Raw genomic sequence first — 25,698 nt, 5'->3', positions numbered from 1 at the left:
AGGCCTCCGCGGCGATGCGGAGGCCTCCTTTTTTGTGCACGGTGTACTTTTGAGTGTGCAGGTGGGGGGGGGGTTGTTACTCCTCGACGATCTCGGTGATCGCGCCAGCGGGGCAAGCGTCCTGGCAAGCGCCACAGGCGACGCAGGAGTCCTCGTCAGCGACGGTAGCGACGTCCTGGAGCTCCAGAACGCCAGCGGGGCAGGAGTCGACGCAAACGCCACAAGCGATGCACTCGTCGGCATCAATTACGGGATGAGCCATGGTAGTTTCCTCTCTGTTGACCGACGCTACAGGCGATGCGCGTCGGTTTGATTCGGGCAAAAACATACCACGGGAGCGACCGTTTGCAATACCCTCTGGCCGGCATCTTCATACCGTTCGCCGAGTATGCCAAGGTTTACTAAAAAACGCGCAGGTGGGGCCGTTGAGCTGCGCAAATGTTAGCTAAAGGTGACTTGAAATATTGAGCTATTGAGCACGCTTTTGGAAAGCGCATCCCGGAATCGACGCTCAAAACGGGTCGCGCTTTCCTCGGGGGTGCCCCAAGATCGTTCCGTGTGGCTCCGGTTCAAACCTCAGCCATCTCTACATAGATTTCGATAGATTTGCCGAGAACTCAATCAGCGCATCTACCTGTGCATTTGAGAACCTAAACTCTCGGCAATAAGAAATCTTATATGAATTGACTTAGATTTTGTATATTCCGGCCCATAAGGGGATACACTACATCCTGAAAGACAAGCCGAAGCGCCGCGTGACAGACCGTCGAGGCGGCGCGAACGCAAAAGAGAGAGGGAATTTCTAATGGGCAAGATTCTTGGTATCGACCTTGGTACTACTAACTCCGCTATGGCCGTCCTCGAGGGCGGTTCTCCGACCATCATCGTGAACGCCGAGGGCGACCGCACCACCCCGTCCGTCGTGGGCTTCCGTGCCGACGGCGATCGCGTCGTGGGCAAGGCCGCTAAGAACCAGGCTGTCACCAACCCCAAGAACACCGTGTTCTCCATCAAGCGCTTCATGGGCCGCAAGTACTCCGAGTGCACCTCCGAGATCAAGACCGTGCCGTATGAGGTCAAGGAGGGCCAGGGTGGCCGTGCCGTCGTCGATATCGAGGGCAAGGACTACACCGCCGAGCAGGTGAGCGCCATGACGCTCGCCAAGATGAAGGCTGACGCCGAGAAGTATCTGGGCGAGACCGTCACCGACGCCGTCATCACCGTCCCGGCCTACTTCAACGACGCCCAGCGTCAGGCCACCAAGGACGCCGGTAAGATCGCCGGCCTCAACGTCAAGCGTATCGTCAACGAGCCGACTGCTGCTGCTCTTGCCTATGGCCTGGACAAGCAGGGCACCGACCAGCGCATCCTGGTCTTCGACCTGGGCGGCGGTACCTTCGACGTCTCCATCCTCGACCTCGCCGACGGCGTGTTTGAGGTTCTGTCCACCTCGGGCGACAACCACCTGGGCGGCGACGACTGGGATCAGCGCGTCATCGATTGGATGGCCGATAAGTTCCAGCAGGAGAACGGTGTCGACCTGCGTCAGGACCCCATGGCCCTGCAGCGTCTGAAGGAGGCCGCCGAGAACGCCAAGAAGGAGCTCTCCGCAGCCCAGCAGTCCACCATCAACCTGCCGTTCATCACCATGAACCAGTCTGGCCCGCTGCACCTCAACTACACGCTGACCCGCGCCGAGTTCGAGAAGATCACCCGTGACCTGCTCGAGCGCTGCAAGCAGCCTGTCACCAACGCCCTGCGCGATGCTAAGCTCAAGCTCTCCGATCTGACCGAGGTCATCCTCGTCGGCGGCTCCACTCGTATGCCCGCCGTCCAGGAGCTCGTCAAGACCATGACCGGCAAGCAGCCCAACATGTCCGTGAACCCCGACGAGGTCGTTGCCGACGGCGCTGCCGTCCAGGGCGGCGTGCTCACCGGCGACGTCGAGGGCATCCTGCTGCTCGACGTTACCCCGCTGTCGCTGGGTGTCGAGACCATGGGCGGCATCATGACCAAGATGATCGACCGCAACACCACGATCCCGACCTCCAAGACCGAGGTCTACTCCACCGCTGCCGACAACCAGACCAGCGTCGAGATCAACGTGCTCCAGGGCGAGCGCGAGCTTGCCCGCGACAACAAGTCGCTCGGTAAGTTCCAGCTGACCGGTATCCCGGCTGCCCGTCGCGGCGTGCCGCAGATCGAGGTCACCTTCGACATCGACGCCAACGGCATCGTCAAGGTCTCCGCTAAGGACAAGGGCACCGGCAAGGAGCAGCAGATCACCATCTCCGGCTCCACCGCCCTGTCCGACGACGAAGTCGATCGTATGGTCAAGGACGCCGAGGCTCATGCCGAGGAGGACAAGAAGCAGAAGGAAGAGGTCGAGGTCCGTAACCAGACCGATAGCCTGTGCTACTCCACCGAGCAGACCCTCAACGAGCTGGGCGACAAGGTTTCCGCCGACGTGAAGTCCAAGGCCGAGGCCGCTATCGCCGACGCCAAGAAGGCGCTCGAGGGTTCTGACGTCGAGGCTATCAAGGCCGCCGGCGAGTCCCTGCAGTCCGTGGCCTACGAGCTGGCCCAGGTTGTCTACGCCGACGCTCAGCAGCAGACCGACGGTGCCGCTGGCGCCCAGCCTGCCGACGATGACGTTGTCGACGCCGACTACGAGGTTGTGGACGACGAGGACAAATAATCATGTCCGCCCGTAAAGCTCGCACGGAGGCGGCCGCCGCTGGCGCCGCCCCCGTTGACTCTGAGGAGAAGGACGTGAAGATTCCCGTAGAGGCCGTTGACGATACCGTGGCCAACGAGGCCCCGGCCGCCGAGGCTGCCGAGAACCAGGTAGAGGATTCCAACAAGGAGGCGACGATGACCGAGGACGAGATGGTGGAAGCCGCTATCCGCGCCGGTGAGGAAGCCGCCGACAACGACTTTAAGCTCAAGTTCGAGCAGGCTCAGAAAGAGCTTGCCGACGTGCGCAATGAGCTCGATGCTGCGGCAGAGGCTCAGAAGGCCGCCGAGGACAAGGCAAAGGACGCCACCGAGCGTACCGCCCGTCTGCAGGCCGACTGGGAGAACTTCCGTCGCCGCACTGCCAACGAGCGTATCGCCGAGCGCGAGCGCGCGACCGAGAAGCTTGTCACCGCGCTGTTGCCGGTGGTTGACGATATCGAGCGTGCAATCGACCATGCCCGTAGCCAGGAGCTTTCCGACGACTTTAAGCAGTTCGTCGATGGCGTTGATGCGGTGCATGCCAAGCTGCTCGATGTGTTTGCGCACGAGGGCGTTGAGCCCATCGACCCCAAGGGCGAGGCGTTCGATCCGCTCGAGCACCAGGCCGTGGGGCGTGTCGAGGACGCATCGCAGTACGACGAGACCGTCAACGACGTGTACCAGAAGGGCTACCGCATGGCGGACCGCATCCTGCGCTCCGCGATGGTGACGGTGACCTACGGTGGCGAGAAGCGCCCCGCACCGGAGCCCGAAGCGGCGCCCGAGGATGCTACGGCCGATACGGCCGAGAGCACCGAGGAGTAATTGAGAAGGGCCCCGGGGCAACACCCGGGGCCCTTTCTGGCCAAGTGCCATATGAAAGCATGAGCCGCCGCCCGCTGGGCGGCGGATGAAACAGGAGAGGAGCTACGATGGCTGCAGGCAAAACCTTCTATGACATCCTGGGCGTATCCAAGAGCGCCTCCGACAAAGAGATCAAGAGCGCGTTTCGCAAGCTCGCGCAAAAATATCACCCCGATGCCGGCGGCGACGAGGCCAAGTTTAAGGAGATCAGCGAGGCCTACGAGACGCTTTCGGACGAGAAGAAGCGCAAAGAGTACGACCAGATGCTCATGTTCGGCGGCATGCCGGGCGCGGGCGGCGCGTATGGCGGCGGCTACGGTGCCGGCGCGGGCGCCAGCGGCTGGGGCGATATCTTCGACAGCATCTTCAGCGGCAATGGCGCCTGGGGTAGCGATTGGGGCTCGGGCTTTGCCGGGGCTGCGGGCGCTGCCGGTGCCGGCGCGGGTCGCAGCCGCGCTCGCAAGGGCGGCGACCTATCGCTGACCGTCGATGTGACGGCCGAGGACGCGTTTCGCGGCGTGACGCACAAGGTCACCTATCGCATTCCCTCGACAGGCGAGCAGCAGACCATCACGGTCTCGGTGCCCGCGGGCGCGGTCGATGGCGGCAAGCTACGCTACAAGCGTCGCGGCGAGTATGGCGTTGCGGGTGGCGAGCGCGGCGACCTGGTCGTGACCACGCATGTGGAGGAGCACCCGCTGTTCAAGCGCAAAGGCGCCGACGTGACCATGGAGGTACCGGTCTCGGTCTACGAGGCGGCGCTCGGCTGCACGGTGGATGTGCCCACGCCCGGCGGCGCGACGGTTCGTCTGAAGGTGCCCGCTGGCACCCAGACGGGCAAGAAGTTCCGCTTTAAGGAGATGGGTGCGCCCGACGTTAAGCACCGTGGCCGCACAGGCGCGCTGCTCGTCGAGATCAAGGTGCAGGTCCCCACGAACCTATCCGATGACGAGCGCGATGCCATGACCAAGCTGCGCGAGGCCGACACGCGCGACTATCGCGAGAAGGTCAACCGTTACAAGGCGACGTACTAGGGCGGTCGCGGCGCGCGCCCGCGCCCGCGGGCTTATGATGGACGATAACGAGACGGAAAGGGGTCAGGTAGCATGGCCGAGGACAATAGGAACAAACCGCTGTACATGATCAGCGTGGCGGCCGAGCTGACCGGCATGCATCCGCAGACTCTGCGCGTCTACGAGTCTAAGGGCCTGGTGAACCCCCAGCGCTCGGGCGGTAACACACGCCTGTATTCGCGTGCCGATATCGAGCGTCTGGAGCTCATCAACCAGCTGACTGACGAGGGTATCAACCTTGCCGGCGTGGTGCGCATTCTCGATATGAAGGAGCGTGCCGAGGAGCGCGAGCGCGAGAACGAGAAGCTCCGCGCTCGCGTGCGCCAGCTCGAGGATGAGCTGCACGAGTACAAGATGCAGAAGAAGATCACCGCCCTGGCCCCGCGCGATGGCTCGGTTAACCCCGAGCAAGTCATGCGCAAGCTGCTAGGTACGGGTAGCGACCTATAGCTCCGCCGACGCTGCCGGGCACTCATTGGGGACAGACTTAAATGAGTGCCCGCAGAATGAGAGTGGATAATCTCCCGTTTTTGGCCTGTTTGCAGGCTCAAAGTGGGAGATTATCCACTCTCGTCATTTCGGCGTCTAAGTCTGCCCCCGGCACCCAACTCGTTCTTTGCTTTACTGAGATAAAGTGAACGTGCAGATTCGTAACCCACTCGCAACCGTTCTATGGCACGATATTGAACGAATGTATGCTATGCGCCCAAATCGTTTTGGGCAGAGTGGGAGACAGTATGGTCAAGCTGTACGAGGACGGCATCTACCTGCGCGGCGGCAGCGAGGTTGTGCCTGCGGCCGAGGCTGCCGAGCGTGGTATTACGCAGACGCCCGAGGATGCCAAGCGCGGCACCATCGCGTATTCGATCCTCCAGGCACACAATACGTCCGGAGATCCCGAGGCACTCAAGATTCGCTTCGACGTCATGGCGAGCCACGACATCACCTTTGTCGGCATCATCCAGACGGCGCGCGCCTCGGGCATGGAGCAGTTCCCGCTGCCTTACGTGCTCACCAACTGCCATAATTCGCTGTGCGCCGTGGGCGGCACCATCAACGAGGACGACCACGTTTTCGGTCTCTCGGCCGCCAAGAAGTACGGTGGCATCTTCGTTCCGCCGCATATCGCCGTTATCCACTCCTTTATGCGTGAGAACTTCGCGGGCTGCGGCAAGATGATCCTGGGTTCCGACTCGCACACCCGCTACGGCGCTCTGGGCACTATGGCCGTGGGCGAGGGCGGCGGCGAGCTGGCCAAGCAGTTGCTGCGCGACACCTACGATGTCGCCTATCCCGGCGTCGTTGCCATCTACCTCACGGGTGCCCCGCGCCCCGGCGTCGGCCCGCACGACGTGGCGCTCGCCATCATCCGCGCCGTCTTTGCCAAGGGCTACGTTAAGAACAAGGTCATGGAGTTCGTGGGCCCCGGCATCTCGAGCATGACGACCGACTACCGCAACGGTGTCGACGTCATGACCACCGAGACCACCTGCCTGTCGAGCATCTGGGCCACCGACGAGGACACGCACGCATTCCTGACCATGCACGGCCGCGGCGACGACTACCGCGAGCTCAAGCCCGCCGATGTCGCCTACTACGACGGCTGCGTCGAGGTCGACTTGTCGAGCATCAAGCCCATGATCGCGCTGCCGTTCCATCCTTCCAACGGCTTTGAGATCGACGAGCTCAACGAGAACCTCGAGGACATCCTGCACGAGGTCGAGCTCGAGGCCGCCAAGATCGGCGAGGGCAAGACACACTTTAGCCTGCTCGACAAGATCGTCGACGGCAAACTGCGCGTGCAGCAGGGCGTTATCGCCGGCTGCTCGGGCGGCAACTACGACTCCGTGGTCCAGGCTGCCCGCGTGCTCAAGGGCGCCAACACCGGCTGCGGCGAGTTCTCGCTGTCGGTCTATCCCACGAGCCAGCCCGTGGCGCTCGAACTCACGCGCCGTGGCTACATTTACGACCTTATGGAGGCCGGCGCGATCGTGCGTACGGCGTTCTGCGGCCCGTGCTTTGGCGCCGGCGACACGCCTGCCAACAACGGCCTGTCCATCCGCCACACCACGCGCAATTTCCCCAACCGTGAGGGCTCCAAGCCGGGCAATGGCCAGTTGAGCGCCGTGGCTCTGATGGACGCTCGCTCCATTGCGGCGACGGCTGCCAACGGCGGCGTCCTGACGCCGGCGACCGACCTACCCGAGGAGACTTGGGACGAGGCCTGCGAGTACACCTTCGACGACGCTCCCTACAAGAAGCGCGTGTACTGGGGCTTTGGCAAGGCTGAGCCCGCCGACGAGCTGGTCGAGGGCCCCAACATCAAGCCGTGGCCCGCGATGGAGCCGCTCGGCGACGATATCCTGCTCAAGGTTTGCTCCAAGATCATGGACCCGGTCACTACGACCGACGAGCTCATTCCCTCGGGCGAGACGAGCTCCTTCCGCTCCAACCCGCTGGGCCTGGCCGAGTTTACGCTGAGCCGCCGCGACCCGGCCTACGTGGGCCGTTCCAAGGAGGTTGACGCGGTAGAAAAGCGCCGCGTGGCCGGCGAGGCCGCAGGCGACCTGGCCGCGCTCGATACCGAGCTTGCCGGCGTGTTTGAGTCACTGGCCGGCGCGGGTGTCGCGGCCGATGCCAAGGCGACCGAGTACGGCTCCATGCTCTATGCCAAGAAGCCCGGTGACGGTTCTGCTCGCGAGCAGGCCGCGAGCTGCCAGCGCGTGATCGGCGGCCTGGCCAACATCGTCCACGAGTACGCCACCAAGCGTTATCGCTCCAACGTGATGAACTGGGGCATGGTGCCCTTTCAGATGGAGGCCGAGCCCAACTTTGAGGTGGGCGACTACGTCTTTGTGCCGGGTATCCGCGCCGCGCTCGACGGCGACCTAAAGGACATCGCCGCCTACGTGGTGCGCGCCGATGGTGCGGTCGAGCAGATTGAGCTCTATATTGCCGATATGACGGCCGAGGAGCGTGCCATCGTCAAGGCCGGCTGCCTGATCAACTACAACAAGTTCAAGGCCGCTGCCGAGTAACTCTGCTGTACGCCCCTGCCACACCTTTCCCTCGTGCTCACGCGCTTCGCGAGGGTCGCCCGAGGGAAAGGTGTGGCCGGGGCTACCGCGATGTTCTCGTTGGGTCTTGAGGGACGCTAAAAATAGACTTGCTTGATGCCGCCTCTGCTATCGGGGCGGCTTCTTTTTGCCGAAAACCACCACAAAGGGGACAGGCACCTTTGTGGTGGTGGGGAACAAAAATGAATGACCGGGCAAACAGGCCTGTTCCCAATGTCTGATGTCCTTGCTTGTTATGGGCTAGAATAAGTTGTTATCTGAGATTATTCATTTGTTATGGAACTTGCCTGCTATTTGTCTTAGGGGGCACATATGAAGCCGTCTCGCTCCACTTGCCGTAACGCCATCGCCATTCTCGCCGTACCCATCGTGATGTTCTTCCTTATCGTCATCACGCCCTTTTCCCTTGGTATCGCCTCGCCCTTCGATTTATGCGGAATGGTCGACGCCGGCTCGCGTGCCACCTCGCTCTCCTTTATCTGCCGCGGCGTGTTTTACGAAGATGCAATTCCCACCGGAAGTTGGCGGTCAAAGTTACCGCTGCTCGATCAGGTCGACGGACAGTCTCCTCATTTCGGCCTTGAACCTCAGGCGATGAATTATTTGATCGATGACCAGCCCCTCGACTCCATCACCCTCGCCTACGACTATGCTCCAAACACCGACGAGCGTCACATGAACCAAGTTCTCGACAAGCTGATCGAACGGTGCGGGCTTACCGAGGAGGCCGGCCGATCCATCGATAACGACCAAAAGTTAAAGCGAACAGAACTCCGCCGCATCGGAATAATAAAAGGACGGAGCAGGGCCGCCTACTGGCAGGCCTGGGCGATATGCAACAAGAGCGAATTTGGGTACAGCACCTATATGGTCACCGTCTATACAAAAGACGGGATCAAGGACAATGTTGATGATTTCGCGTCATCCAAACTTGGCATCCCCAAAACAACCAAGCCCGCCAGCCCGGATGAAATCCTGTAGGGACATTTATTGAAATGTCGCTCAACGAGCATGGCAATATCGAGCTCGTGCCCCACCACCACAAAGGGGACAGGCGCCTTTGTGGTGGTGGGGAACGAGCGGCTCCTTTTGGTAATAGTGCTGGCTGCGATATCATTAGTGCAGGTGGCGAAGGCTTGCATTGTGAGGTGCTTTGCTGTGAGAAGTCCTGCCCGTATTGGATTGATTGTTTTGGCGCTTGCGATCACCGTGGTTGGCATGGGCGCTGTCGGCATGGCGTTTCTACCTGCTGCGGTGACGGAGCCGGTGGTCAAGCCTGTGACTCAATCTGTCGAACTTCTGACCGGCGACGACAAGCCCGAGACCATTGCCGTTGATTTTGATGAGCAGCCGGCTGTGCTGGGTATTAGCAATTATCCGCGTATTCAGCTTGGGGCCATGCGCTATACCACGGATACAAGCCTGATCGATAGGGCGTCCGAGCTACTCAAGGGCAAAACATTTAAGCGTTGGTACGGATATGCGTCCTATCGGGCAAAAGCGAACGACATGGTTGGCGGATGCCACTCTTCCATCGAGCTGGACACTGCAAACGGCGCAAAGTTATGTGATGTCTCGTACGATCCGGGCTACGAGGGCAATAAGGGTCCGGGCATCTACATCATGGACGGTGATGTCGCCTATGTCATGGAGGGCGACCAGACCGAGTTCAACGATTTTATGGGTCAGTGTATCCAAGATGCCTATAAACAGACCTGCTTGCCTGACCCGCAGACTGCACGCGATAGTGGGTCTGCCCGTACATGGCTGTTCGAGGATGAGATGCCCTGGACCGTCGAATCGGGAAGTACGGGTTCGGCGAAGGAGTAGAGACCGCGACCACCACAAAGGTGCCTGTCCTCTTTGTGGTGGTTTTCGGTCTGTCTCGATCTGTAACATCTAGGATCAAAAATGGCTGCTAGATGTTACAGATCGAGACGGTAGCGCGCCTGGGCAGCGGCGGGCTGACATCTCAGTACCCTATCCGGAATTCACTCAGAAAATCTTATATATAGAGACTTAGATTTGTGTATAAGATCGCGTAAAGCTGGCAACAATACTTCTCGAACAACGTGAAGCCGCCCCGTAGGGCGGCCGCCCCAAGAGAGGTGATTCCATGAGAATCGATAAGCTAGCAATGACGTCGCGCGAGGCGCTGCAGACCGCCATGAGCACGGCTGCCGATGCACAGGCCGGCGCGGTGGAGCCGATCCACCTGCTGTCTGCCCTGCTCGGTGCCGGCGAGCGCAATATCTCCGTGATTATCGAGCGCATCGGTGCCGACCCGGCTCAGCTCGCACGCTCCACACAAGATGCCATCGACCATGCGCCCAAGGTGTCGGGCGAGGGTCAGCAGATGGGCCTGTCCAACGAGCTCGTTCGCGTGATCGAGAAGGCCGAGAAAAAGGCCACCAAGATGGGCGACAGCTTTGTGGTGACCGAGCATCTGCTGATGGCACTTGCCGAGGACAAGGGTGAGGCGGGTCGCGTGCTGCGTGACGCCGGCGTGACCAAGGAGCGCATCGAGCAAGTCTACGAGGAACTGCGCGGCGATGACCGCGTGACGTCTGCCGAGGACAAGACGCAGTTTGAGGCGTTGGAGCAGTACGGTCGCAACATCTGCGATCTGGCTCGCGCCGGCAAGCTCGACCCGGTCATCGGCCGTACCGACGAGATCCGTCGTACCATCCAGGTCCTGTCCCGCCGCACCAAGAACAACCCCGTGCTTATCGGCGAGCCGGGCGTCGGCAAGACGGCCATCGTCGAGGGCATTGCTCAGCGAATCGTGGCCGGCGACGTACCGAGCACCCTGCGCGACCGCGACCTCATCGAGCTCGACATGAGCGCGCTGGTCGCCGGCGCCAAGTACCGCGGCGAGTTCGAGGACCGCTTGAAGGCCGTGCTCAAGGAAGTCCAAAAGTCCGAAGGCAAGGTCATCCTGTTCATCGATGAGCTCCACACCATCGTGGGCGCGGGTGCCACCGAGGGCTCCATGGACGCCGGCAACATCCTGAAGCCGGCGCTTGCCCGTGGCGACTTGCACGCAATCGGCGCGACTACGCTCGACGAGTATCGCAAGTACATCGAGAAGGACGCGGCACTCGCCCGTCGTTTCCAGACCGTGATGGTCTCCGAGCCCACCGTCGAGGACACCATCTCGATCCTGCGTGGCCTCAAGGAGAAGTACGAGATCTTCCACGGCGTGCATATCACCGATAGCGCGCTCGTGGCGGCCGCCGACCTCTCCGATCGCTACATCGCCGACCGCTTCCTGCCCGATAAGGCCATCGACCTGGTTGATGAGGCGGCAAGCCGCCTGCGCATGGAGCTCGACAGCATGCCGGTCGAGATCGATGCCACCACGCGTCAGCTCACCCAGCTGCAGATCGAGGAGCAGGCGCTCATGAAGGAGACCGACGACGCCTCCAAGGAGCGTCTGGAGGCCCTGCGCCAAGAGATTGCCGAGGTCCAAGAAAAGCTCAACGTGCAAAAGGCCGGCTGGCTCAACCAGAAGAACGCCATCGACCACGTGCAGGAGCTCAAGGGACAGCTCGACGAGGCCAAGAGCGAAGAGGAGCGTGCGACGCGCAACGGCGACCTGGGCCGTGCGTCCGAGCTGCGCTACTCCGTGATTCCGGGCCTGCAGCAGCAGATTCAGGATTCCGAGGCTGCGCTCGAGGCGCAAAAGCAGCAGGACGGCGAGGGCCTCAACGAGCAGGTGACCTCCGATGAGATCGCTGAGGTCGTGAGCGCTTGGACCGGCGTGCCCGTCTCCAAGATGATGCAGGGCGAGCTCGACAAGCTGAAGGGCTTGGAGGGCGAGCTGCATAAGCGCGTCATCGGCCAGGACGAGGCGGTCTCCGCTGTCGCCGCGGCCGTGCGTCGCAGCCGTGCGGGCCTCTCCGATCCGGACAAGCCCATCGGCAGCTTCTTCTTCCTGGGCCCCACCGGCGTGGGCAAGACCGAGCTCGCCAAGGCGCTTGCCGAGTGCCTGTTCGATGACGAGCGTGCGCTCGTGCGTATCGACATGTCCGAGTACATGGAGAAGTTCAGCGTCCAACGTCTGATCGGTGCGCCTCCGGGATACGTGGGTTACGACGAGGGCGGCCAGCTTACCGAGGCCGTGCGCCGTCGTCCGTACTCCGTGATTTTGCTCGACGAGATGGAGAAGGCTCATCCGGATGTCTTTAACGTGCTGCTGCAGGTGCTTGATGACGGCCGTCTGACCGATGGCCAGGGTCGCCAGGTGTCCTTCAAGAACACGATCATCATCATGACGTCTAACGTGGGCTCCAAGGCCATCGCCGATCTGTCCGGTAAGGACGAGGAGGAGATGCGCCATCAGGTCGACGCCGCCATGGCTCAGACCTTCCGCCCCGAGTTCCTCAACCGTATCGACGATATCGTGGTGTTCCATCCGCTCGGCATGGCGCAGATCGAGAAGATCGTCGACATCCAGCTTGCCGACGTCCGCGCGCGTCTGGCCAAGGAGCGCATGACGCTTGCCATCACCCCGGCGGCCAAGCAGATGCTCGCCGTGGGTGGCCTGGACCCCGTGTTCGGTGCCCGTCCGCTCAAGCGCCTGGTCCAGCGCGAGGTCGTGGACGCCATCGCCGCCGCCATCATCGACGGTACGGTGCGCGAGGGCGATCAGGTGACGGTCGATGCCGACAAGGACGGCGGCTTTACCGTCGTGTGCGACAACACGCCGTCTGCTACCTACGAGGTCCCCGACGCCGAGTAGATTTATGGGACATGCCTTAAAATCTGCCAGCCGTCTCTAAACGCCAAGGGCGGCGGATCCAATTGGGTCCGCCGCCCTTTTTCGTGCGACAATCGATAATGTTGAACACGATTGCATGGCAAGGAGATATGCAGATGATAGACAAGAACAAGACGAATGCGCCGGTCGCCAACGCCGCGCCGGCCGCACCCAAGCCTGCACCCAAGCCTGTGCCCAAGCCGCGCGACCCCTACATCCGTGCCGAGAACGAGGATGACGACGGCTACGATCCTTATAGCGATCGTCGCCCCGAGCGCGAGCCCCTCTTCGAAGCCGACCCCTGGCGTTAAGTAGCTCATTTGGGACGGGGCTTTTTTAGCTACTTTGTTTTCGGCTAGAGGCGTTCATGCCTGCCCCCCTCGGCCGCTCGATATCCTCCGGGAGGGGCCACTAATAGAAAACTTGCTTATCCATTAATCAAGATACGCATAATCTTGCTCTCCTGCTAATCAAGAATCGTTATAATCTTGATTAGCAGGAGAGCAAGATTGGAGAATTATGGCATTCAACGACTTGGTGGCTCAAAAAATAAAGGACTTTGAGCAACAGGGGATTCCGCAGGTCTTTGAGCGCGACCTTGATCTGGGCAACCCGCAGGAGCCAAAGCGCGACAACATCGTATATGTGATTGTGGGCGCCCGTCGTTGTGGAAAGACGTATCGCTTGTATCAGGAGATGCGGCGGCTTCAGGGCCAAGGCGTCGAGCTTGACCGGATGCTATATTTCAATTTTGAGGATGAGCGCTTGCGTCCGTATGAGCCATCGCTACTAGCGGACGTGCTCGATACATTCTATGCACTATATCCTGCTGCTCGAGGCGAGGGCGCCTACCTTTTCTTTGACGAGATCCAGGAAATACCCGAATGGGGTGCGTTTCTGCGACGCGTGGTCGATACGGAGAAGGCGACCGTTTACGTGACGGGATCTTCTTCTAAGATGCTGTCCTCAGAACTTAAGAGCGAGTTCAGGGGCCGTTCTCTTGTGCGAGAGCTTTTTCCGTTGAGTTTTTCGGAATACGTCCGATATAAGACGGGGAGCGTTCCTGAGTCGAACGCGCCCTTCTCCTCAAGCGCTGCAGCGTTGCTCCGACACCATCTGGTCGGATATCTCGAGCGAGGGGGATTCATCGCGACACTTGAGCAGACGCCCGCAGACGCGATTCAGCTGCTACAGGAATATGCGTCGCGAACGGTCGCTATGGACGTTGTGGAGCGTTACGACGTCAAGAGCCCTCGTTTGGCCTCACTGTTTCTGACGCGGTGTATGGCATCTTCGGGACGAGAGCTGTCGGTGAACAAGGTGTACAACGAGTTCAAGAGCAGGCAGATACCCGTCAGTCGTAATTCGCTCAGCGACTTACTTGAGTATTACGAGGACGCCTACCTGCTGTTTTCTGTGCCGGAGTTTACGCGTTCACTTGCAAATAATACGCGGTCTGCGTCTAAAGTCTACGCTGTCGATCCTGCGATGTTTGGAGCATTCTCTCCCGCATCGGCATTGGACCAGGGCCAGAGGCTCGAGACTGCGGTGTTCAATGCGCTCAGAAGAAGGACTCCTGCGGTGCGGGTCGGTTCGGTCTGCCGCCTACTGGTCAAGGAGAAGAATAAAAGCCATGAGGTTGACTTTGTGGCTGGGGATGCACTTCTCATGCAGGCTTATAGCCTGACTCAGGTGAGTGTGGATATGGCAAGCGAGAAAACGCGCGAACGCGAAATTGCAGCCCTCGATGCCTCGATGGCCCAGTTTGATCTTGGCGAGTCGGTAATCGTTACTATGGATGAACAGGCCGATATTCCATGTGAACACGGTGTGGTACACGCTGTGCCCGCATGGAAGTGGCTCCTTGCCTAATCATCTACGGATCTGTGGGGCCAGGACCTCCTGGCCCCTTCATCACGGTTGGGGAGTACCATGATGCGCCCGGCTAGTCCTGGGCCTTGATGCTTGGTAGGAGAATCTGGGCGAGATAGTCGCATTCGAGCTTGGTGGCAGCGTCGGCCTTGCCGTCTTTGCCGACCAGTACGTTCTTGATCTGGCTGTAGGTGTAGCGGTTGCCGGTCGTAAGCTCGACAAGCTCAATGGCTGTGTCCATGGGATAGGTCGACACGGGGTTCTGCGTGCGCCCGTTGATGGTCTGGGGCACCACGTACGGATAGACGGGGCCGCTGGCGTAGACGGTATAACCGTTGCCTAGATTGGCCGCACCCAAAACCGTATCGCCCTCATCGGGCGTAAAGCTCTCGCCCTCGCGCACCGCGACGAGCGTCACAATCGGCGTATCGCTGTCGCCGGCAAGATAGATGCATAGCGTGCTGCCATTTTGCCAAGTCTCGACCTTGCCGTACCATTCGACGGGGATATCGAGCTGGTAGAGGTCGGTTGCCTTGTGACGGGCGTCGGCATCACGGGCTGCCTGTGCCTTTTGCGCGCTCACGGCATTGACGGCGGCGTCGCGCCGCGCGGTTGCCGCCTGCTGGAGCACCTTGGCGGCGGCGGCGGAGCTCGCGCCTCCCTCCTCGGCATATTTGGCGGCGGCATCGATCTGGTCGTCGGTTACCGTGTCGGCCGAAGGCACCTTAAGCTTAAAGGCGGCCTGGCTGCTTAGGTCTTGTCCGTCGCTCTTGATCGTGACCTGCGCCTTGGTGGTCGGCACGGTATAGACGGTGCCGTCGGACGCGATGGGGGAGGCGGCAATGGAGAGCGTGTAGTTACCGGGTAGCAGTTTGATGCCACGGCCGTGCTCGTCAACATAGAGTGTTTCGCTCACAGAGGAGCCGTCAGAATCCTGGCCGCTCACCTGTACGGGAATCTTGGAGCCGGTGGAACAGTCGAGCCCCGCGGCATGTACACCAATCTGCACCGACATCATCGTGTGGGCATTGGCGGCGGCGATGGCAGCCTGCTCTTGCCGGTATCCGTTCCAGGCTGCGTAGCCTGCGCCGCCGGCGACGAGCGCAACGACCACAGCGCCGGCGACCATCAGATTGCGGCGCTTGGGCGACATCTTGCGGTGACGGGCCTCGGCCTCATGTGCCGAGGGAACGGACGGCAGGGGAATATCGCCCATGGCGATGGTCTCGTCCACGGCAGGCGCAGAGCCTAAGCCAGGGAGCTCGCGGGTCAGCGAATCTTCGGCCGGTAAGCTGTCGAGCAAGATGGTTTCCTCGCTCGTGTCGGATTCGGTCTGGTCGTCGGCCTCACATTCGGATTCCTCGTGCCCAGCCTCGTCTTCGGTGGGCGCGGCACCATCGTCTTTTGCATCCTGATCATCGGGCTGCGCCTCGATTTCCGGCTCATCCTGCACATCAACGCTCGAATCGTCAAACGCAATCTCATCGAGTGAAATTCGGTCTAAGCTCTCCAAGGCCTCAGCGCAAGCTTCTGCATCTTGGGCCGCATCCTCTTGACCCATCGTCTCATCTTTCATATATCCCCCAAGCTCAATATCGGGACAACACTGTACCCAAAAACGGGACCCCATAGAGCCGCCGTATGATTTGAAATCCGATTTTATATATGCGCATGTTTTTGAATAGATGAATAAGACGCAACGACAAAAGCCCCCGAAAAGCGAGCGAAACGCTTTCCGGGGGCTCTGCGAGACATTGGATTGAAAATCCTGGCGGGCGGGCCTATGCCCAAGCGCCAACAGCGACCAACATGTTACTCGGCGTGTGCGTAATCCACCTTGGCGCGGCGAGCGGTAGCCTTCTCCCAATCGCTGGTGCCCTCAAAGACATCCTGCTTGTAGGGATTGCGGCCGAGCTTCTTGGCGCGGTAGGCGATGTAGATGATCGCGGCGATGTTGGCGACCAGTGCGGCGATCGAGACCGCAGTAGCGGCGCTGGGGTCGAGCGTGGAGTGGGTCACAAAGATGGACTCCTCCTGGAAGTACGGGAACACCTGGGCAAACATGCACCAAATGGCCAGCGTAAAGGCGCGGTTCTGGATCCAACCGCCCTTGTTCCAGATAAAGGCGGCGACGGTGGGCGCCAGCAGCAGCGCAAAGCCGCAGAACCAGGAGTGGGCGGGCAGGCAGTTGTAGGTGTAGCAGAAGTTCCAGATATCGTAGGCGATGATGTAGACCCAGGTCATGTCGGGCCACAGCATGTCGGTCTTGTCCTCGGAGGCGTAGACGCTCCACCAACCGGTCATGCAGAAGATGTTGATGATGCCCGCGATGCCGTTGAGCACGTTGTTCCAGCCGGCAAGCTGCGTGGCGCCCTCGGAGGTGACCCAAGTGGACTGGCCCAGGACAAAGAAGTGATAGGCGCTCTCAAAGTCGGACACGACGGCAATCATGATGTTGATGGCGACGATCACAAACGGCCACGCGCGGAACCAATGCGCCTTGCCGATCTTGCCCCACTGGTACTTAATGGCAATGAAGCCCCAGCAACCGGCCAGCGCCGCGTATACCTTGGCGTAGTGGAACCAGCTGTTCTGGTACACATGGGTGGGGTTGGTGAGCGCCCACTCGGCACCCTGCGAGACGCCGATGGCGATAGCGACGCAGTAGATGGTCATGGCCAGCGGAGCCACGCCAAAGATGATTGCCGCGCCCAGCTTGGTGCGGCGGCCGACCTCGTTGAGCACGATCAGGCCAATAAAGACCATGGCCCAGCCGGCCCAGTGGATAAGGGTATCGCTACCCCAAACATCGAACAGCATGCTGCTCTCCTTTCACACGCCCGCGGCCCCTCTTCCGATCGCGGGCAGTTTGGCCAAATGTCGTCAGTTCTGGGGCTTGCGCTCCGGATACTTGGCGGTGTAGCCCTCGATGTGGAGTGTCGAGGCGATGATTTCCTTGACCGTCTCGTCGGGCACATCGGGGTGCGTGCGGATATACATCAAAAGACCCATGATGAGGGTGTAGAACGTCTCGTAGACATGGTCGATGCGTAGCTCGTGATGGGCGACAAAATCCACCACGGTGGTGTCGCAGATATACTGCGCCACGCGCTGGACCACGTTGTGCAAAAAGCCGCCGTAGAGCGCGCCACTGCTCGAGGTGAGCGTACTCGGCAACTCGTGGCCGCTCACGACCAGGCGTTTAAAGAGCGGAGCGACGGTGTCGAGTGCGCCTTCGATGTCGCCAACCGTGCGGCTGGCGTTCCACTGCTCGAGCTCGGCGATAAAGCCGTCGATCGCCTCGTCCATAACGGCGGTGACGGCGGCGTCCATATCGGCAAAGTAGTGGTAGAACAGCGAGCGCGTGCAGCCGGCCCGCTTGGTCACAGCCGATACCGAAAGATGGGACACACCAAGCTCGGCGCTCACGGCGCGCACGGCAGCGAGAATCTCGCGTCGGCGCTCGTCACCCGTCAGGCGCTTTGCCGTGCTGTCGGACGCGAGGACGGCATCAGCCACAGAGATGTTTGCCGTGTTATCGCTCATGCGTTTGCCGCCTTTCATCCGTTTGGGCCCGACCGTTCACCTAACAGTCTTGAATATTGTTGACGGTTCGTCAATACTGTTTTTGACACAATGTCAACAATGGCGGGTGAAAGGCATGGGGGCATGCCCGGCCTGCAAAAAAAGAGGGGCGCTGCGGTCTCGCCGGGCTGTGGCAAGAGAAGGGACGACTATGATTCTCAACGGACCGGGGATTAGCTATACCGAGCCCGATATCGGCGCGGAGTTCGTGCCGCCGATACCGGAGCATCCGCGCGAGGCCATCGTCAAACTGTGTGAGCACTGCACCAACCGCCTGCTGCACCGCGACGAGCTGCTGGGCTACGAGTACTGGTCGTTTGCCGAGGCCGCAACCGACGAGCAGGCCGAAGTGCTCTGCAAGATGAAGATGCGTCGTCCCTATACGCTGCCCGAGATGGTCAAGCTCACCAGCATGCCCGAAGCCGATATCGAGAGGATGCTCGACGACATGAGCTACACGGGTCTGCTCGAGTACAACTGGGAAAACCCCGAGCGCGCCAAGCAGTGGGTGCTGCCCATGCTGGTGCCGGGTTCTGCCGAGTTCCTCAACATGCGCATGGGTCAGCTCGAGGAGCATCCGGTCTATGCCAAGTTCTTTGAGCAGGCGTCCAAGGGACCGCTGTCCAAGGCCACGCCGATGGTGCCGCCCGGCGGTGCCGGCATCGGCATGCATGTCATTCCGGTCGAGAAGGCCATCGATGCCGCGAGCACCTCGGTGCCGATCGAGCATATCGAGCATTGGCTCGACAAATACGATGGCAAATATGCCGCTAGCACCTGCAGCTGCCGCGCGAGCCGTCGCGTGATGGGAGAGGGCTGCGCCGACGACCCGGCCGATTGGTGCATCGCCGTGGGCGATATGGCCGACTACGTGGTCGAGACCGACCGCGGCCATTATGTGACGCGCGAGGAGGTCTACGACATCCTGCGCCAGGCCGAGGACAACGGCTTTGTGCACCAGATCACCAACATCGACGGCGAGAACAAGATCTTCGCCATCTGTAACTGCAACGTCAACGTGTGCTACGCCCTGCGCACCTCGCAGCTGTTCAACACGCCCAACCTGTCGCGCTCGGCCTATGTCGCCAAGGTCGAGAAGGACAAGTGCGTAGCCTGCGGTCGCTGCGTTGAGGTGTGCCCGGCCGGTGCCGCCAAGCTGGGCCAAAAGCTCTGCAGCAAAAAGGCCGGCGGCAAGGTGCCCGAGTATCCGCGCCAGGAGCTGCCCGATGCCACCAAGTGGGACCACACCAAGTGGTCGCCCAACTACCGCAACGACAACCGCATCGAGACGCATGAGTCCGGCACGGCGCCCTGCAAGACGGCCTGCCCCGCGCACGTTGCCGTTCAGGGCTATCTGAAGCTCGCGGCGCAGGGCCGCTATGACGAGGCACTGGCACTCATCAAGCGCGAGAACCCGCTGCCCGCTATCTGCGGCCGTGTGTGCAACCGCCGCTGTGAGGATGCCTGCACCCGCGGTCGTGTGGACGCCGCCGTGGCTATCGACGAAGTCAAGAAGTTTATCGCCCAGCGCGATCTGGACGCTGCGACCCGCTACGTCCCGCCCGTGGTGACGCCGACGCGCGCTGGCGGCTTCGACCAGAAGATTGCCATCATCGGTGCCGGCCCGGCCGGTCTGTCCTGCGCTTTCTATCTTGCCGAGAAGGGCTACAAGCCCGTCGTGTTCGAGAAAAACGAGCGCCCGGGTGGCATGCTCACCTACGGCATTCCCAGCTTTAAGCTGCAGAAGGATGTTATCGAGGCCGAGGTCGAGATCATTCGCCTGATGGGTGCCGAGTTCCGCTATGGCGTGGAAGTCGGCCGTGACGTGACGCTCGATGAGCTGCGCACGCAGGGTTTTAAGGCCTTCTACGTGGCTATTGGCTGCCAGGGCGGCCGCCTTGCCGACATTCCGGGCGAGGACGCCGAGGGTGTGACCGTGGCCGTCGACTTTTTGCGCGAGGTCAACAGCGGCAAGATTGACGCGCTGCCCGGCCGCACCATCGTGGTGGGCGGCGGCAACGTGGCCATCGACGTTGCCCGCAACGCCTGCCGTCTGGGTTCCGAGCACGTTGAGATGTTCTGCCTGGAGAGCGAGGCACAGATGCCCGCCAGCGAGGAAGAGCGTCGCGAGGCCATCGAGGACGGCGCGCACATCAGCTGCGGTTGGGGTCCCAAGGAGGTCCACCTGGACGAGGCCGGTCGTGTGTGCGGTATCACCTTCAAGCGCTGCACGCGTGTCTTTGACGACGAAGGCCGTTTTGCGCCCGAGTACGACGAGAACGATCTACGCCGTGTCGATGCTGACCGTGTCGTCATGTCCATCGGCCAGTCCATCGTGTGGGGCGACCTGCTGGCTGGCTCCAAGGTGGAGCTTGGCCGTGGTCAGGGTGCCCTTGCCGATCCCCAGACCTACCAGACCGCCGAACCCGACATCTTTGTGGGTGGTGACGTCTACACCGGTCCCAGCTTCGCCATCGACGCTATCGCCGCCGGTCACGAGGCTGCGGTGTCCATCCACCGCTTTGTGCAGCCGGGCTCCACGCTCACCATCGGCCGCAACCAGCGCCGCTACGCCGCGCTCGACCGCGACGATATCGTGATCGAGAGCTATGACAACGCGAGCCGTGAGGTTGCCCACGTGGACCACGAGCGCGAGAAGGCCGCGCCCTTCAGCGAGTACGTCGAGACCTTTACCGAAGAGCAGGTGCGCGCCGAGACCGCCCGTTGCCTTGGCTGCGGTGCCTCAATCGTCGACTCCAACAAGTGCATCGGCTGCGGCCTGTGCACCACCAAGTGCGCGTTCGATGCCATCCATCTGGATCGCGATCGCCCCGAGTGCTCCACGATGGTCAAATACGAGCAAAAGCTCCCGAGCCTTGGCAAGTATGCTTTAAAGCGTGCAATCAAAATCAAGTTCGGTCGTAAATAGGTAACCATGGCGGGTAAGGGGACGGCGCAGACTAGATTTCGCCGTCCCCTTGCTTTGAGTTTGCATCGCATCAACCGTTGTTGAAAGGTTTCTACCTTGCATGAATTGGGAATCGTTTATCACATTATTCGCGATGTTGAGAACGTGGCGCGCGCCAATGGCGTGCGTCGCGTTTCGAGCGTCACGCTGCTGCTGGGCGAGGTCTCGGGCGTCGTTCCCGACTTGCTGCTCGACGCTTGGCGCTGGGCGGCAGATAAAAAGTCCATCACGCAGGGCGCGGAGCTTATCGTGGAGCCCGTCGAGGCCGTGACGCATTGCGAGGCGTGCGGCCGCGACTATGCGACAGTCGAGCACGGCAAGACCTGCCCCCATTGCGGCAGTGGCGATACCTATTTGCTCCAGGGCCAAGAGGTCATGATCAAGCAGATCGAGACCCCCGACGAGGACCCGGCAGACGCTGCCCCCGACGGCCCTTCTGACGCCCCCGACGCCGTCGACGCCGCTAACCCTCTCCACATCGTCTAGCCCCTAGTCGTTGGGGACGTTCTTGTTTGACTAGTCGTTTAAGAACGTCCCCAACGACTACTTGCGCTAGAGCATAAGTTATACAATTAGTCAAGTTATGTCTGTTTAAACAAAACAGCGGCACGCAGGCGCATTGGGATTAACCTAAAAGCGGCGTTAATGAACAGCGTGTCTGTATATATCTGTGAAAGTAATTGGGAAATCACGTTTTAGTAGGCAATGAGCTGTAAATCAGCAACGTAATCAATTTGTAACAAACTTAGACGTTTAAACAAATAATGCAACCGTTTGCGAATTTAGCTATAAATCCACAAGGCGAACAGGTATACTCCATTATTGTCGTGTAGGAAATACGTAGACAAAAAGGAGGTTATGTGATGGTAAGTATTGTTCTTGCTAGCCATGGTGACTTGGCGGCTGGAATCAAGCAGACGGGCTCGATGGTCTTTGGCGATCAGCCGTCTGTAGCCGTGGTCTCGCTCGAGCCGAGCATGGGCCCCGACGACTTCCGTGCCAAGGTCGAGGAAGCAGTCGCTTCCTTCGAGGACCAGGAGCAGGTGCTCTTCCTCGTTGATCTGTGGGGCGGCACGCCCTTCAACCAGATCAGCGGTCTCATCGAGGGCCATGATTCCTGGGCTATCGTCACCGGTGTCAACCTGCCTATGCTCATCGAGGCATATTCGCAGCGCTTTGACGCAAAGAACACTGCACATGCGATCGCAAAACATCTCGTGACTGAGGCTAAGGCCGGCGTGCGCGTCAAGCCCGAGTCTCTGGAGCCCGAGGAGAAGAAGCCGGCTGCGGCCGCCGCTGCTCCTGCGGGTGCCATTCCTCCGGGAACGGTGATCGGCGACGGGCACATCAAGATCGCCCACGTCCGTATCGACACGCGTCTGCTGCATGGTCAGGTGGCCACCACGTGGACCAAGCAGATCAACCCCAACCGCATCATCGTGGTCTCCGACGGCGTTGCTCACGACGAGCTCCGCAAGACCATGATCGAGCAGGCTGCCCCTCCGGGAGTCCACGCCAACGTCGTGCCCATCAAGAAGATGGCCGAGGTCGTCAAGGACACGCGCTTTGGCGACACCAAGGCGATGCTGCTGTTCGAGAACCCGCAGGATCTGCTCAGGGCCATCGAGGCCGGCGTCGACATCAAGGAAGCCAACATCGGTTCCATGGCCCACTCCAAGGGCAAGGTCGTCGTCACCAACGCTGTCGCTATGGGCGATGACGATGTCAAGACCATCGAGGCTCTCAAGGCCAAGGGCGTCAAGTTCGAGGTCCGCAAGGTTCCTTCGGATTCCTCCGAGGATCTCGACGCCATGTTGAAGAAAGCAAAGGCCGAACTGGCCGCTCAAGCATAGTAAAGGAGGGTCCGATACATGTCTGCAATCACTATTCTGCTTGTTGCGATTGTCGCGTTGCTTGCCGGTATGGAAGGCATTCTGGATGAGTTCCAGTTCCATCAGCCGCTCGTGGCATGCACGCTTATCGGTCTCGTAACCGGTCACCTTCAGGAGGGCATCCTCCTGGGCGGTTCGCTCCAGATGATGGCCCTTGGCTGGGCTAACGTCGGCGCCGCCGTCGCGCCTGACGCCGCTCTGGCCTCGGTCGCTTCTTCGATCATCATGGTGCTCGCCCTCAACGGTGGCGCCACCGATTCGGCCAAGGCCGTTACCGCCGCCATCGCCGTCGCCGTCCCGCTGTCGGTCGCTGGTCTGTTCCTGACCATGATCTGCCGTACCCTGGCTACCGCTATGGTTCACGGCATGGACGCCTGCGCCGAGAAGGGCGACTTCGCCGGCATCGAGCGTTGGCAGTACGCCGGCATCCTCATGCAGGGTGTTCGTATCGCCATCCCGGCAGTACTTCTGTGCATCATCCCGGCCGAGGCTGTTACCAACGCGCTTAACGCTATGCCCGATTGGCTGTCCGGCGGCATGGCTGTCGGCGGCGGCATGGTCGCTTCCGTCGGTTACGCCATGGTCATCAACATGATGGCCACCAAGGAGACCTGGCCGTTCTTCATCCTCGGCTTTGTCCTTGCTGCCATCCCTCAGCTCACGCTGATCGCCCTTGGCCTCATCGGCATCTCCCTTGCCCTCATCTACCTTGGCCTTAAGGATCTGGCCAAGCAGGGTGGCGGCATGGGCGGTGGCTCCGGTGACCCGCTCGGCGACATTCTGAACGATTACGAGTAGGAGGGGAGTGATACATATGGCAGAGAACAAGATACAGCTCACCAAGGCTGACCGTAAGAAGGTTTGCTTCCGTCATCAGTTCCTTCAGGGCTCGTGGAACTACGAGCGTATGCAGAACGGCGGCTGGTGCTTCGCAATGATCCCTGCGATCAAGAAGCTCTACACCAGCAAGGATGACCAGATTGCCGCTCTTAAGCGCCACCTGGAGTTCTATAACACCCACCCCTATGTTTCCGCCCCCGTCATTGGCGTTACCCTCGCCCTCGAGGAGGAGCGCGCCAACGGTGCTCCGATTGACGACGTCGCCATTCAGGGCGTCAAGGTCGGTATGATGGGCCCGCTCGCCGGCGTCGGCGACCCCGCCTTCTGGTTCACCCTTCGCCCGATTCTGGGCGCACTGGGCGCTTCCCTGGCCCTGTCCGGCAGCATCGCCGGTCCGCTGCTGTTCTTCTTCGCGTGGAACATCATCCGTTACGCCTTCCTGTGGTACACGCAGGAGTTTGGCTACAAGGTCGGCTCCTCCATCGCCAAGGACCTCTCCGGCGGTCTGATGGGCAAGGTCACCGAGGGCGCTTCCATCCTGGGTATGTTCATCATCGGCGCCCTGGTCGAGCGCTGGGTGTCCATCTCCTTTACCCCGATCGTCTCCAAGGTCACGCAGTCCGCTGGCGCCTATATCGACTGGGCTAATCTGCCCGCCGGCGCCGAGGGCGTCAAGCAGGCATTGACGATGTACAGCTCTGTCGGTGCCACCGCACTCGACCCGGTGAAGGTCACCACGCTTCAGGCCAACCTCGATCAGCTCATCCCCGGTCTTGCCGCCGTGTGCCTGACTCTCTTGGTCTGCAAGCTCCTCAAGAAGAAGGTCAGCCCGATCGTCATCATCCTGGCTCTCTTTGCCGTGGGTATCATCGGTCGCGTCTGCGGCTTCATGTAAGCACGTTTCGGCTTAAGACCGAGAATTGCTAGGCAAGGGCTTTTGAGCCATTGAAACGGACCGCACCCGGTGGGTACACTGGATGCGGTCCGATTGTTTTATTTGGAGGGCGAGGCGCGCATGGCGCAATCTCAGAACAGCACGGTCGATCTGGCAACGCCGGCAACCTGCCTGATGGGGCTTACCAGTCACGGTAACGTAATGGTGGGCAATAAGGCGTTCGAGTACTATAACGAGCGCAATCCCGAGGATTACATTCAAATCCCGTGGGATGAGGTCGACTACATCGCCGCCGAGGTTTTGCGCGGCACCAAGAAGATTACGCGTTTTGCTATCTTCACCAAGGACAACGGCCACTTTACGTTTTCGACGCGCGACGATAAAGAGACGCTTCGCGCGGTCCGTAAGTACGTCGACGAGGATAAGCTCGTGCGTTCGCCCGACTTTATCGATGTGACGGCCAAGGGCGCCAAGAGCATCCCCTCCGTCATCAAAAGTTTCTTCCATAAAGGCGACTAGCTCCCCATAAGTTGTGGTGAAATAGCTCTGATATACGGCTTTAGATGCTTTAGGCAGGAACTATTCCATCGCAACTTCGAAGTCTAGTCATGCGACGTATAGCGATGCAGTAAATCTGCTACACTAGTACAACATGCCTCCGTAGCTCAGGGGATAGAGCACCGCTCTCCTAAAGCGGGTGTCGACGGTTCGAATCCGCCCGGGGGCACCAGAGAAATATCGAGCCCGGTACCACCACAGTGCCGGGCTCTTCTGGTCTAAGGGCCGGATTCGGACCGTCGACACCCGCGTCACCAATTTCCCCGCGGGGGGAGTTTTCGAATCCGCCCGGGGGCACCAGAGATTTGTCGAGCCCGGTACCACCACGGTGCCGGGCTCTTCTGGTCTAAGGGCAGGATTCGGACCGTCGACACCCGCGTCACCAATTTCCCCGCGGGGGGAGTTTTCGAATCCGCCCGGGGGCACCAGAGATTTGTCGAGCCCGGTACCACCACGGTGCCGGGCTCTTCTGGTCTAAGGGCAGGATTCGGACCGTCGACACCCGCGTCACCAATTTCCCCGCGGGGGGAGTTTTCGAATCCGCCCGGGGGCACCAGAGATTTGTCGAGCCCGGTACCACCACGGTGCCGGGCT

At 60.6% G+C, this 25,698-nt stretch carries 20 protein-coding genes and 1 tRNA gene; 17 read left to right on the top strand and 4 right to left on the bottom strand.

From position 1 onward, the window contains the following. Window positions 1-76: 76 nt before the first annotated feature. Window positions 77-262: a DUF362 domain-containing protein gene (locus DXC67_RS07615; protein WP_006235216.1), complete on the bottom strand. Its 186-nt coding sequence runs from the start codon at window positions 260-262 to the stop codon at window positions 77-79. A 543-nt stretch (window positions 263-805) separates the two neighbouring features. On the opposite strand from DXC67_RS07615, the gene dnaK reads away from it, so the two are divergent. From dnaK to DXC67_RS07565, 10 genes are all read left to right on the top strand, one after another. Beyond that, window positions 806-2,698: a molecular chaperone DnaK gene (gene dnaK, locus DXC67_RS07610; RefSeq protein WP_117637945.1), complete on the top strand. Its 1,893-nt coding sequence runs from the start codon at window positions 806-808 to the stop codon at window positions 2,696-2,698. A 2-nt stretch (window positions 2,699-2,700) separates the two neighbouring features. Further along, window positions 2,701-3,543, top strand: a complete 843-nt coding sequence (locus DXC67_RS07605) for a nucleotide exchange factor GrpE (RefSeq protein ID WP_117637944.1) — start codon at window positions 2,701-2,703, stop codon at window positions 3,541-3,543. Window positions 3,544-3,650: 107 nt separating this feature from the next. Further along, on the top strand, window positions 3,651-4,616 hold the full coding sequence (locus DXC67_RS07600) for a DnaJ C-terminal domain-containing protein (RefSeq protein ID WP_055285310.1): 966 nt from the start codon (window positions 3,651-3,653) through the stop codon (window positions 4,614-4,616). A 72-nt stretch (window positions 4,617-4,688) separates the two neighbouring features. Beyond that, window positions 4,689-5,105 carry a heat shock protein transcriptional repressor HspR gene (locus DXC67_RS07595; RefSeq protein WP_089573643.1) on the top strand — a complete coding sequence of 139 codons (417 nt, stop codon included), beginning with the start codon at window positions 4,689-4,691 and terminating at the stop codon, window positions 5,103-5,105. A 287-nt stretch (window positions 5,106-5,392) separates the two neighbouring features. Further along, window positions 5,393-7,693, top strand: coding sequence for a hydratase (locus tag DXC67_RS07590; RefSeq protein WP_117637943.1), 2,301 nt, complete (start codon window positions 5,393-5,395; stop codon window positions 7,691-7,693). A 351-nt stretch (window positions 7,694-8,044) separates the two neighbouring features. Continuing rightward, a complete protein-coding gene (locus tag DXC67_RS07585; protein WP_117637942.1) occupies window positions 8,045-8,713 on the top strand; it encodes a hypothetical protein in 669 nt (222 codons plus the stop codon). Window positions 8,714-8,890: 177 nt separating this feature from the next. After that, a complete protein-coding gene (locus DXC67_RS07580) occupies window positions 8,891-9,562 on the top strand; it encodes a hypothetical protein (protein WP_147327776.1) in 672 nt (223 codons plus the stop codon). Between the two features lie 286 nt (window positions 9,563-9,848). Continuing rightward, window positions 9,849-12,476 (top strand): ATP-dependent chaperone ClpB, encoded by a 2,628-nt coding sequence (gene clpB, locus DXC67_RS07575; RefSeq protein WP_117637940.1) that lies wholly within the window; start codon window positions 9,849-9,851, stop codon window positions 12,474-12,476. 134 nt (window positions 12,477-12,610) lie between these two features. Beyond that, a complete protein-coding gene (locus DXC67_RS07570) occupies window positions 12,611-12,805 on the top strand; it encodes a hypothetical protein (RefSeq protein WP_233502698.1) in 195 nt (64 codons plus the stop codon). A 208-nt stretch (window positions 12,806-13,013) separates the two neighbouring features. Next, window positions 13,014-14,366 carry an ATP-binding protein gene (locus tag DXC67_RS07565; RefSeq protein ID WP_117637939.1) on the top strand — a complete coding sequence of 451 codons (1,353 nt, stop codon included), beginning with the start codon at window positions 13,014-13,016 and terminating at the stop codon, window positions 14,364-14,366. 73 nt (window positions 14,367-14,439) lie between these two features. On the opposite strand, the gene DXC67_RS07560 is transcribed toward DXC67_RS07565, so the two are convergent. From DXC67_RS07560 to DXC67_RS07550, 3 genes are all read right to left on the bottom strand, one after another. Then, window positions 14,440-15,942: a hypothetical protein gene (locus tag DXC67_RS07560; RefSeq protein ID WP_117637938.1), complete on the bottom strand. Its 1,503-nt coding sequence runs from the start codon at window positions 15,940-15,942 to the stop codon at window positions 14,440-14,442. A 236-nt stretch (window positions 15,943-16,178) separates the two neighbouring features. Then, window positions 16,179-17,186 (bottom strand): DUF5692 family protein, encoded by a 1,008-nt coding sequence (locus DXC67_RS07555; protein WP_117637937.1) that lies wholly within the window; start codon window positions 17,184-17,186, stop codon window positions 16,179-16,181. A 63-nt stretch (window positions 17,187-17,249) separates the two neighbouring features. Continuing rightward, entirely contained in the window at window positions 17,250-17,912 is a 663-nt protein-coding gene (locus DXC67_RS07550; protein WP_117637936.1) for a TetR/AcrR family transcriptional regulator, read from the bottom strand. A 190-nt stretch (window positions 17,913-18,102) separates the two neighbouring features. Between DXC67_RS07550 and DXC67_RS07545 the strand changes: the two genes are divergently transcribed. From DXC67_RS07545 to DXC67_RS07515, 7 genes are all read left to right on the top strand, one after another. After that, complete coding sequence (locus tag DXC67_RS07545) at window positions 18,103-20,880, top strand: FAD-dependent oxidoreductase (protein WP_199410686.1); 2,778 nt, start codon at window positions 18,103-18,105, stop codon at window positions 20,878-20,880. Window positions 20,881-20,976: 96 nt separating this feature from the next. Next, window positions 20,977-21,405 carry a hydrogenase maturation nickel metallochaperone HypA gene (locus DXC67_RS07540; RefSeq protein WP_117637935.1) on the top strand — a complete coding sequence of 143 codons (429 nt, stop codon included), beginning with the start codon at window positions 20,977-20,979 and terminating at the stop codon, window positions 21,403-21,405. A gap of 377 nt (window positions 21,406-21,782) precedes the next feature. Then, window positions 21,783-22,772 carry a PTS sugar transporter subunit IIB gene (locus tag DXC67_RS07535; protein WP_117637934.1) on the top strand — a complete coding sequence of 330 codons (990 nt, stop codon included), beginning with the start codon at window positions 21,783-21,785 and terminating at the stop codon, window positions 22,770-22,772. 18 nt (window positions 22,773-22,790) lie between these two features. Further along, entirely contained in the window at window positions 22,791-23,609 is an 819-nt protein-coding gene (locus tag DXC67_RS07530; RefSeq protein WP_089573274.1) for a PTS mannose/fructose/sorbose transporter subunit IIC, read from the top strand. 16 nt (window positions 23,610-23,625) lie between these two features. Further along, window positions 23,626-24,546 (top strand): PTS system mannose/fructose/sorbose family transporter subunit IID, encoded by a 921-nt coding sequence (locus DXC67_RS07525; RefSeq protein WP_117637933.1) that lies wholly within the window; start codon window positions 23,626-23,628, stop codon window positions 24,544-24,546. A gap of 120 nt (window positions 24,547-24,666) precedes the next feature. Continuing rightward, entirely contained in the window at window positions 24,667-25,065 is a 399-nt protein-coding gene (locus DXC67_RS07520; RefSeq protein ID WP_117637960.1) for a DUF956 family protein, read from the top strand. Window positions 25,066-25,200: 135 nt separating this feature from the next. Then, window positions 25,201-25,276: transfer RNA gene (locus DXC67_RS07515), tRNA-Arg, on the top strand. The last annotated feature ends 422 nt before the right edge of the window (window positions 25,277-25,698 follow it).

The organism is Collinsella sp. TF07-1 (assembly GCF_003437235.1).
Taxonomy (GTDB): Bacteria; Actinomycetota; Coriobacteriia; order Coriobacteriales; family Coriobacteriaceae; genus Collinsella.
Note: the sequence above shows the minus strand (reverse complement) of the source record. Positions and strands in the feature narration are given on the sequence as shown.

What these genes read in the sequence shown, in the direction of transcription:
- DXC67_RS07615 (WP_006235216.1), bottom strand. Translation starts at nt 262, where the DNA reads ATGGCTCATCCCGTAATTGATGCCGACGAGTGCATCGCTTGTGGCGTT.
- dnaK (WP_117637945.1), top strand. Translation starts at nt 806, where the DNA reads ATGGGCAAGATTCTTGGTATCGACCTTGGTACTACTAACTCCGCTATG.
- DXC67_RS07605 (WP_117637944.1), top strand. Translation starts at nt 2,701, where the DNA reads ATGTCCGCCCGTAAAGCTCGCACGGAGGCGGCCGCCGCTGGCGCCGCC.
- DXC67_RS07600 (WP_055285310.1), top strand. Translation starts at nt 3,651, where the DNA reads ATGGCTGCAGGCAAAACCTTCTATGACATCCTGGGCGTATCCAAGAGC.
- DXC67_RS07595 (WP_089573643.1), top strand. Translation starts at nt 4,689, where the DNA reads ATGGCCGAGGACAATAGGAACAAACCGCTGTACATGATCAGCGTGGCG.
- DXC67_RS07590 (WP_117637943.1), top strand. Translation starts at nt 5,393, where the DNA reads ATGGTCAAGCTGTACGAGGACGGCATCTACCTGCGCGGCGGCAGCGAG.
- DXC67_RS07585 (WP_117637942.1), top strand. Translation starts at nt 8,045, where the DNA reads ATGAAGCCGTCTCGCTCCACTTGCCGTAACGCCATCGCCATTCTCGCC.
- clpB (WP_117637940.1), top strand. Translation starts at nt 9,849, where the DNA reads ATGAGAATCGATAAGCTAGCAATGACGTCGCGCGAGGCGCTGCAGACC.
- DXC67_RS07570 (WP_233502698.1), top strand. Translation starts at nt 12,611, where the DNA reads ATGATAGACAAGAACAAGACGAATGCGCCGGTCGCCAACGCCGCGCCG.
- DXC67_RS07565 (WP_117637939.1), top strand. Translation starts at nt 13,014, where the DNA reads ATGGCATTCAACGACTTGGTGGCTCAAAAAATAAAGGACTTTGAGCAA.
- DXC67_RS07560 (WP_117637938.1), bottom strand. Translation starts at nt 15,942, where the DNA reads ATGAAAGATGAGACGATGGGTCAAGAGGATGCGGCCCAAGATGCAGAA.
- DXC67_RS07555 (WP_117637937.1), bottom strand. Translation starts at nt 17,186, where the DNA reads ATGCTGTTCGATGTTTGGGGTAGCGATACCCTTATCCACTGGGCCGGC.
- DXC67_RS07550 (WP_117637936.1), bottom strand. Translation starts at nt 17,912, where the DNA reads ATGAGCGATAACACGGCAAACATCTCTGTGGCTGATGCCGTCCTCGCG.
- DXC67_RS07545 (WP_199410686.1), top strand. Translation starts at nt 18,103, where the DNA reads ATGATTCTCAACGGACCGGGGATTAGCTATACCGAGCCCGATATCGGC.
- DXC67_RS07535 (WP_117637934.1), top strand. Translation starts at nt 21,783, where the DNA reads ATGGTAAGTATTGTTCTTGCTAGCCATGGTGACTTGGCGGCTGGAATC.
- DXC67_RS07530 (WP_089573274.1), top strand. Translation starts at nt 22,791, where the DNA reads ATGTCTGCAATCACTATTCTGCTTGTTGCGATTGTCGCGTTGCTTGCC.
- DXC67_RS07525 (WP_117637933.1), top strand. Translation starts at nt 23,626, where the DNA reads ATGGCAGAGAACAAGATACAGCTCACCAAGGCTGACCGTAAGAAGGTT.
- DXC67_RS07520 (WP_117637960.1), top strand. Translation starts at nt 24,667, where the DNA reads ATGGCGCAATCTCAGAACAGCACGGTCGATCTGGCAACGCCGGCAACC.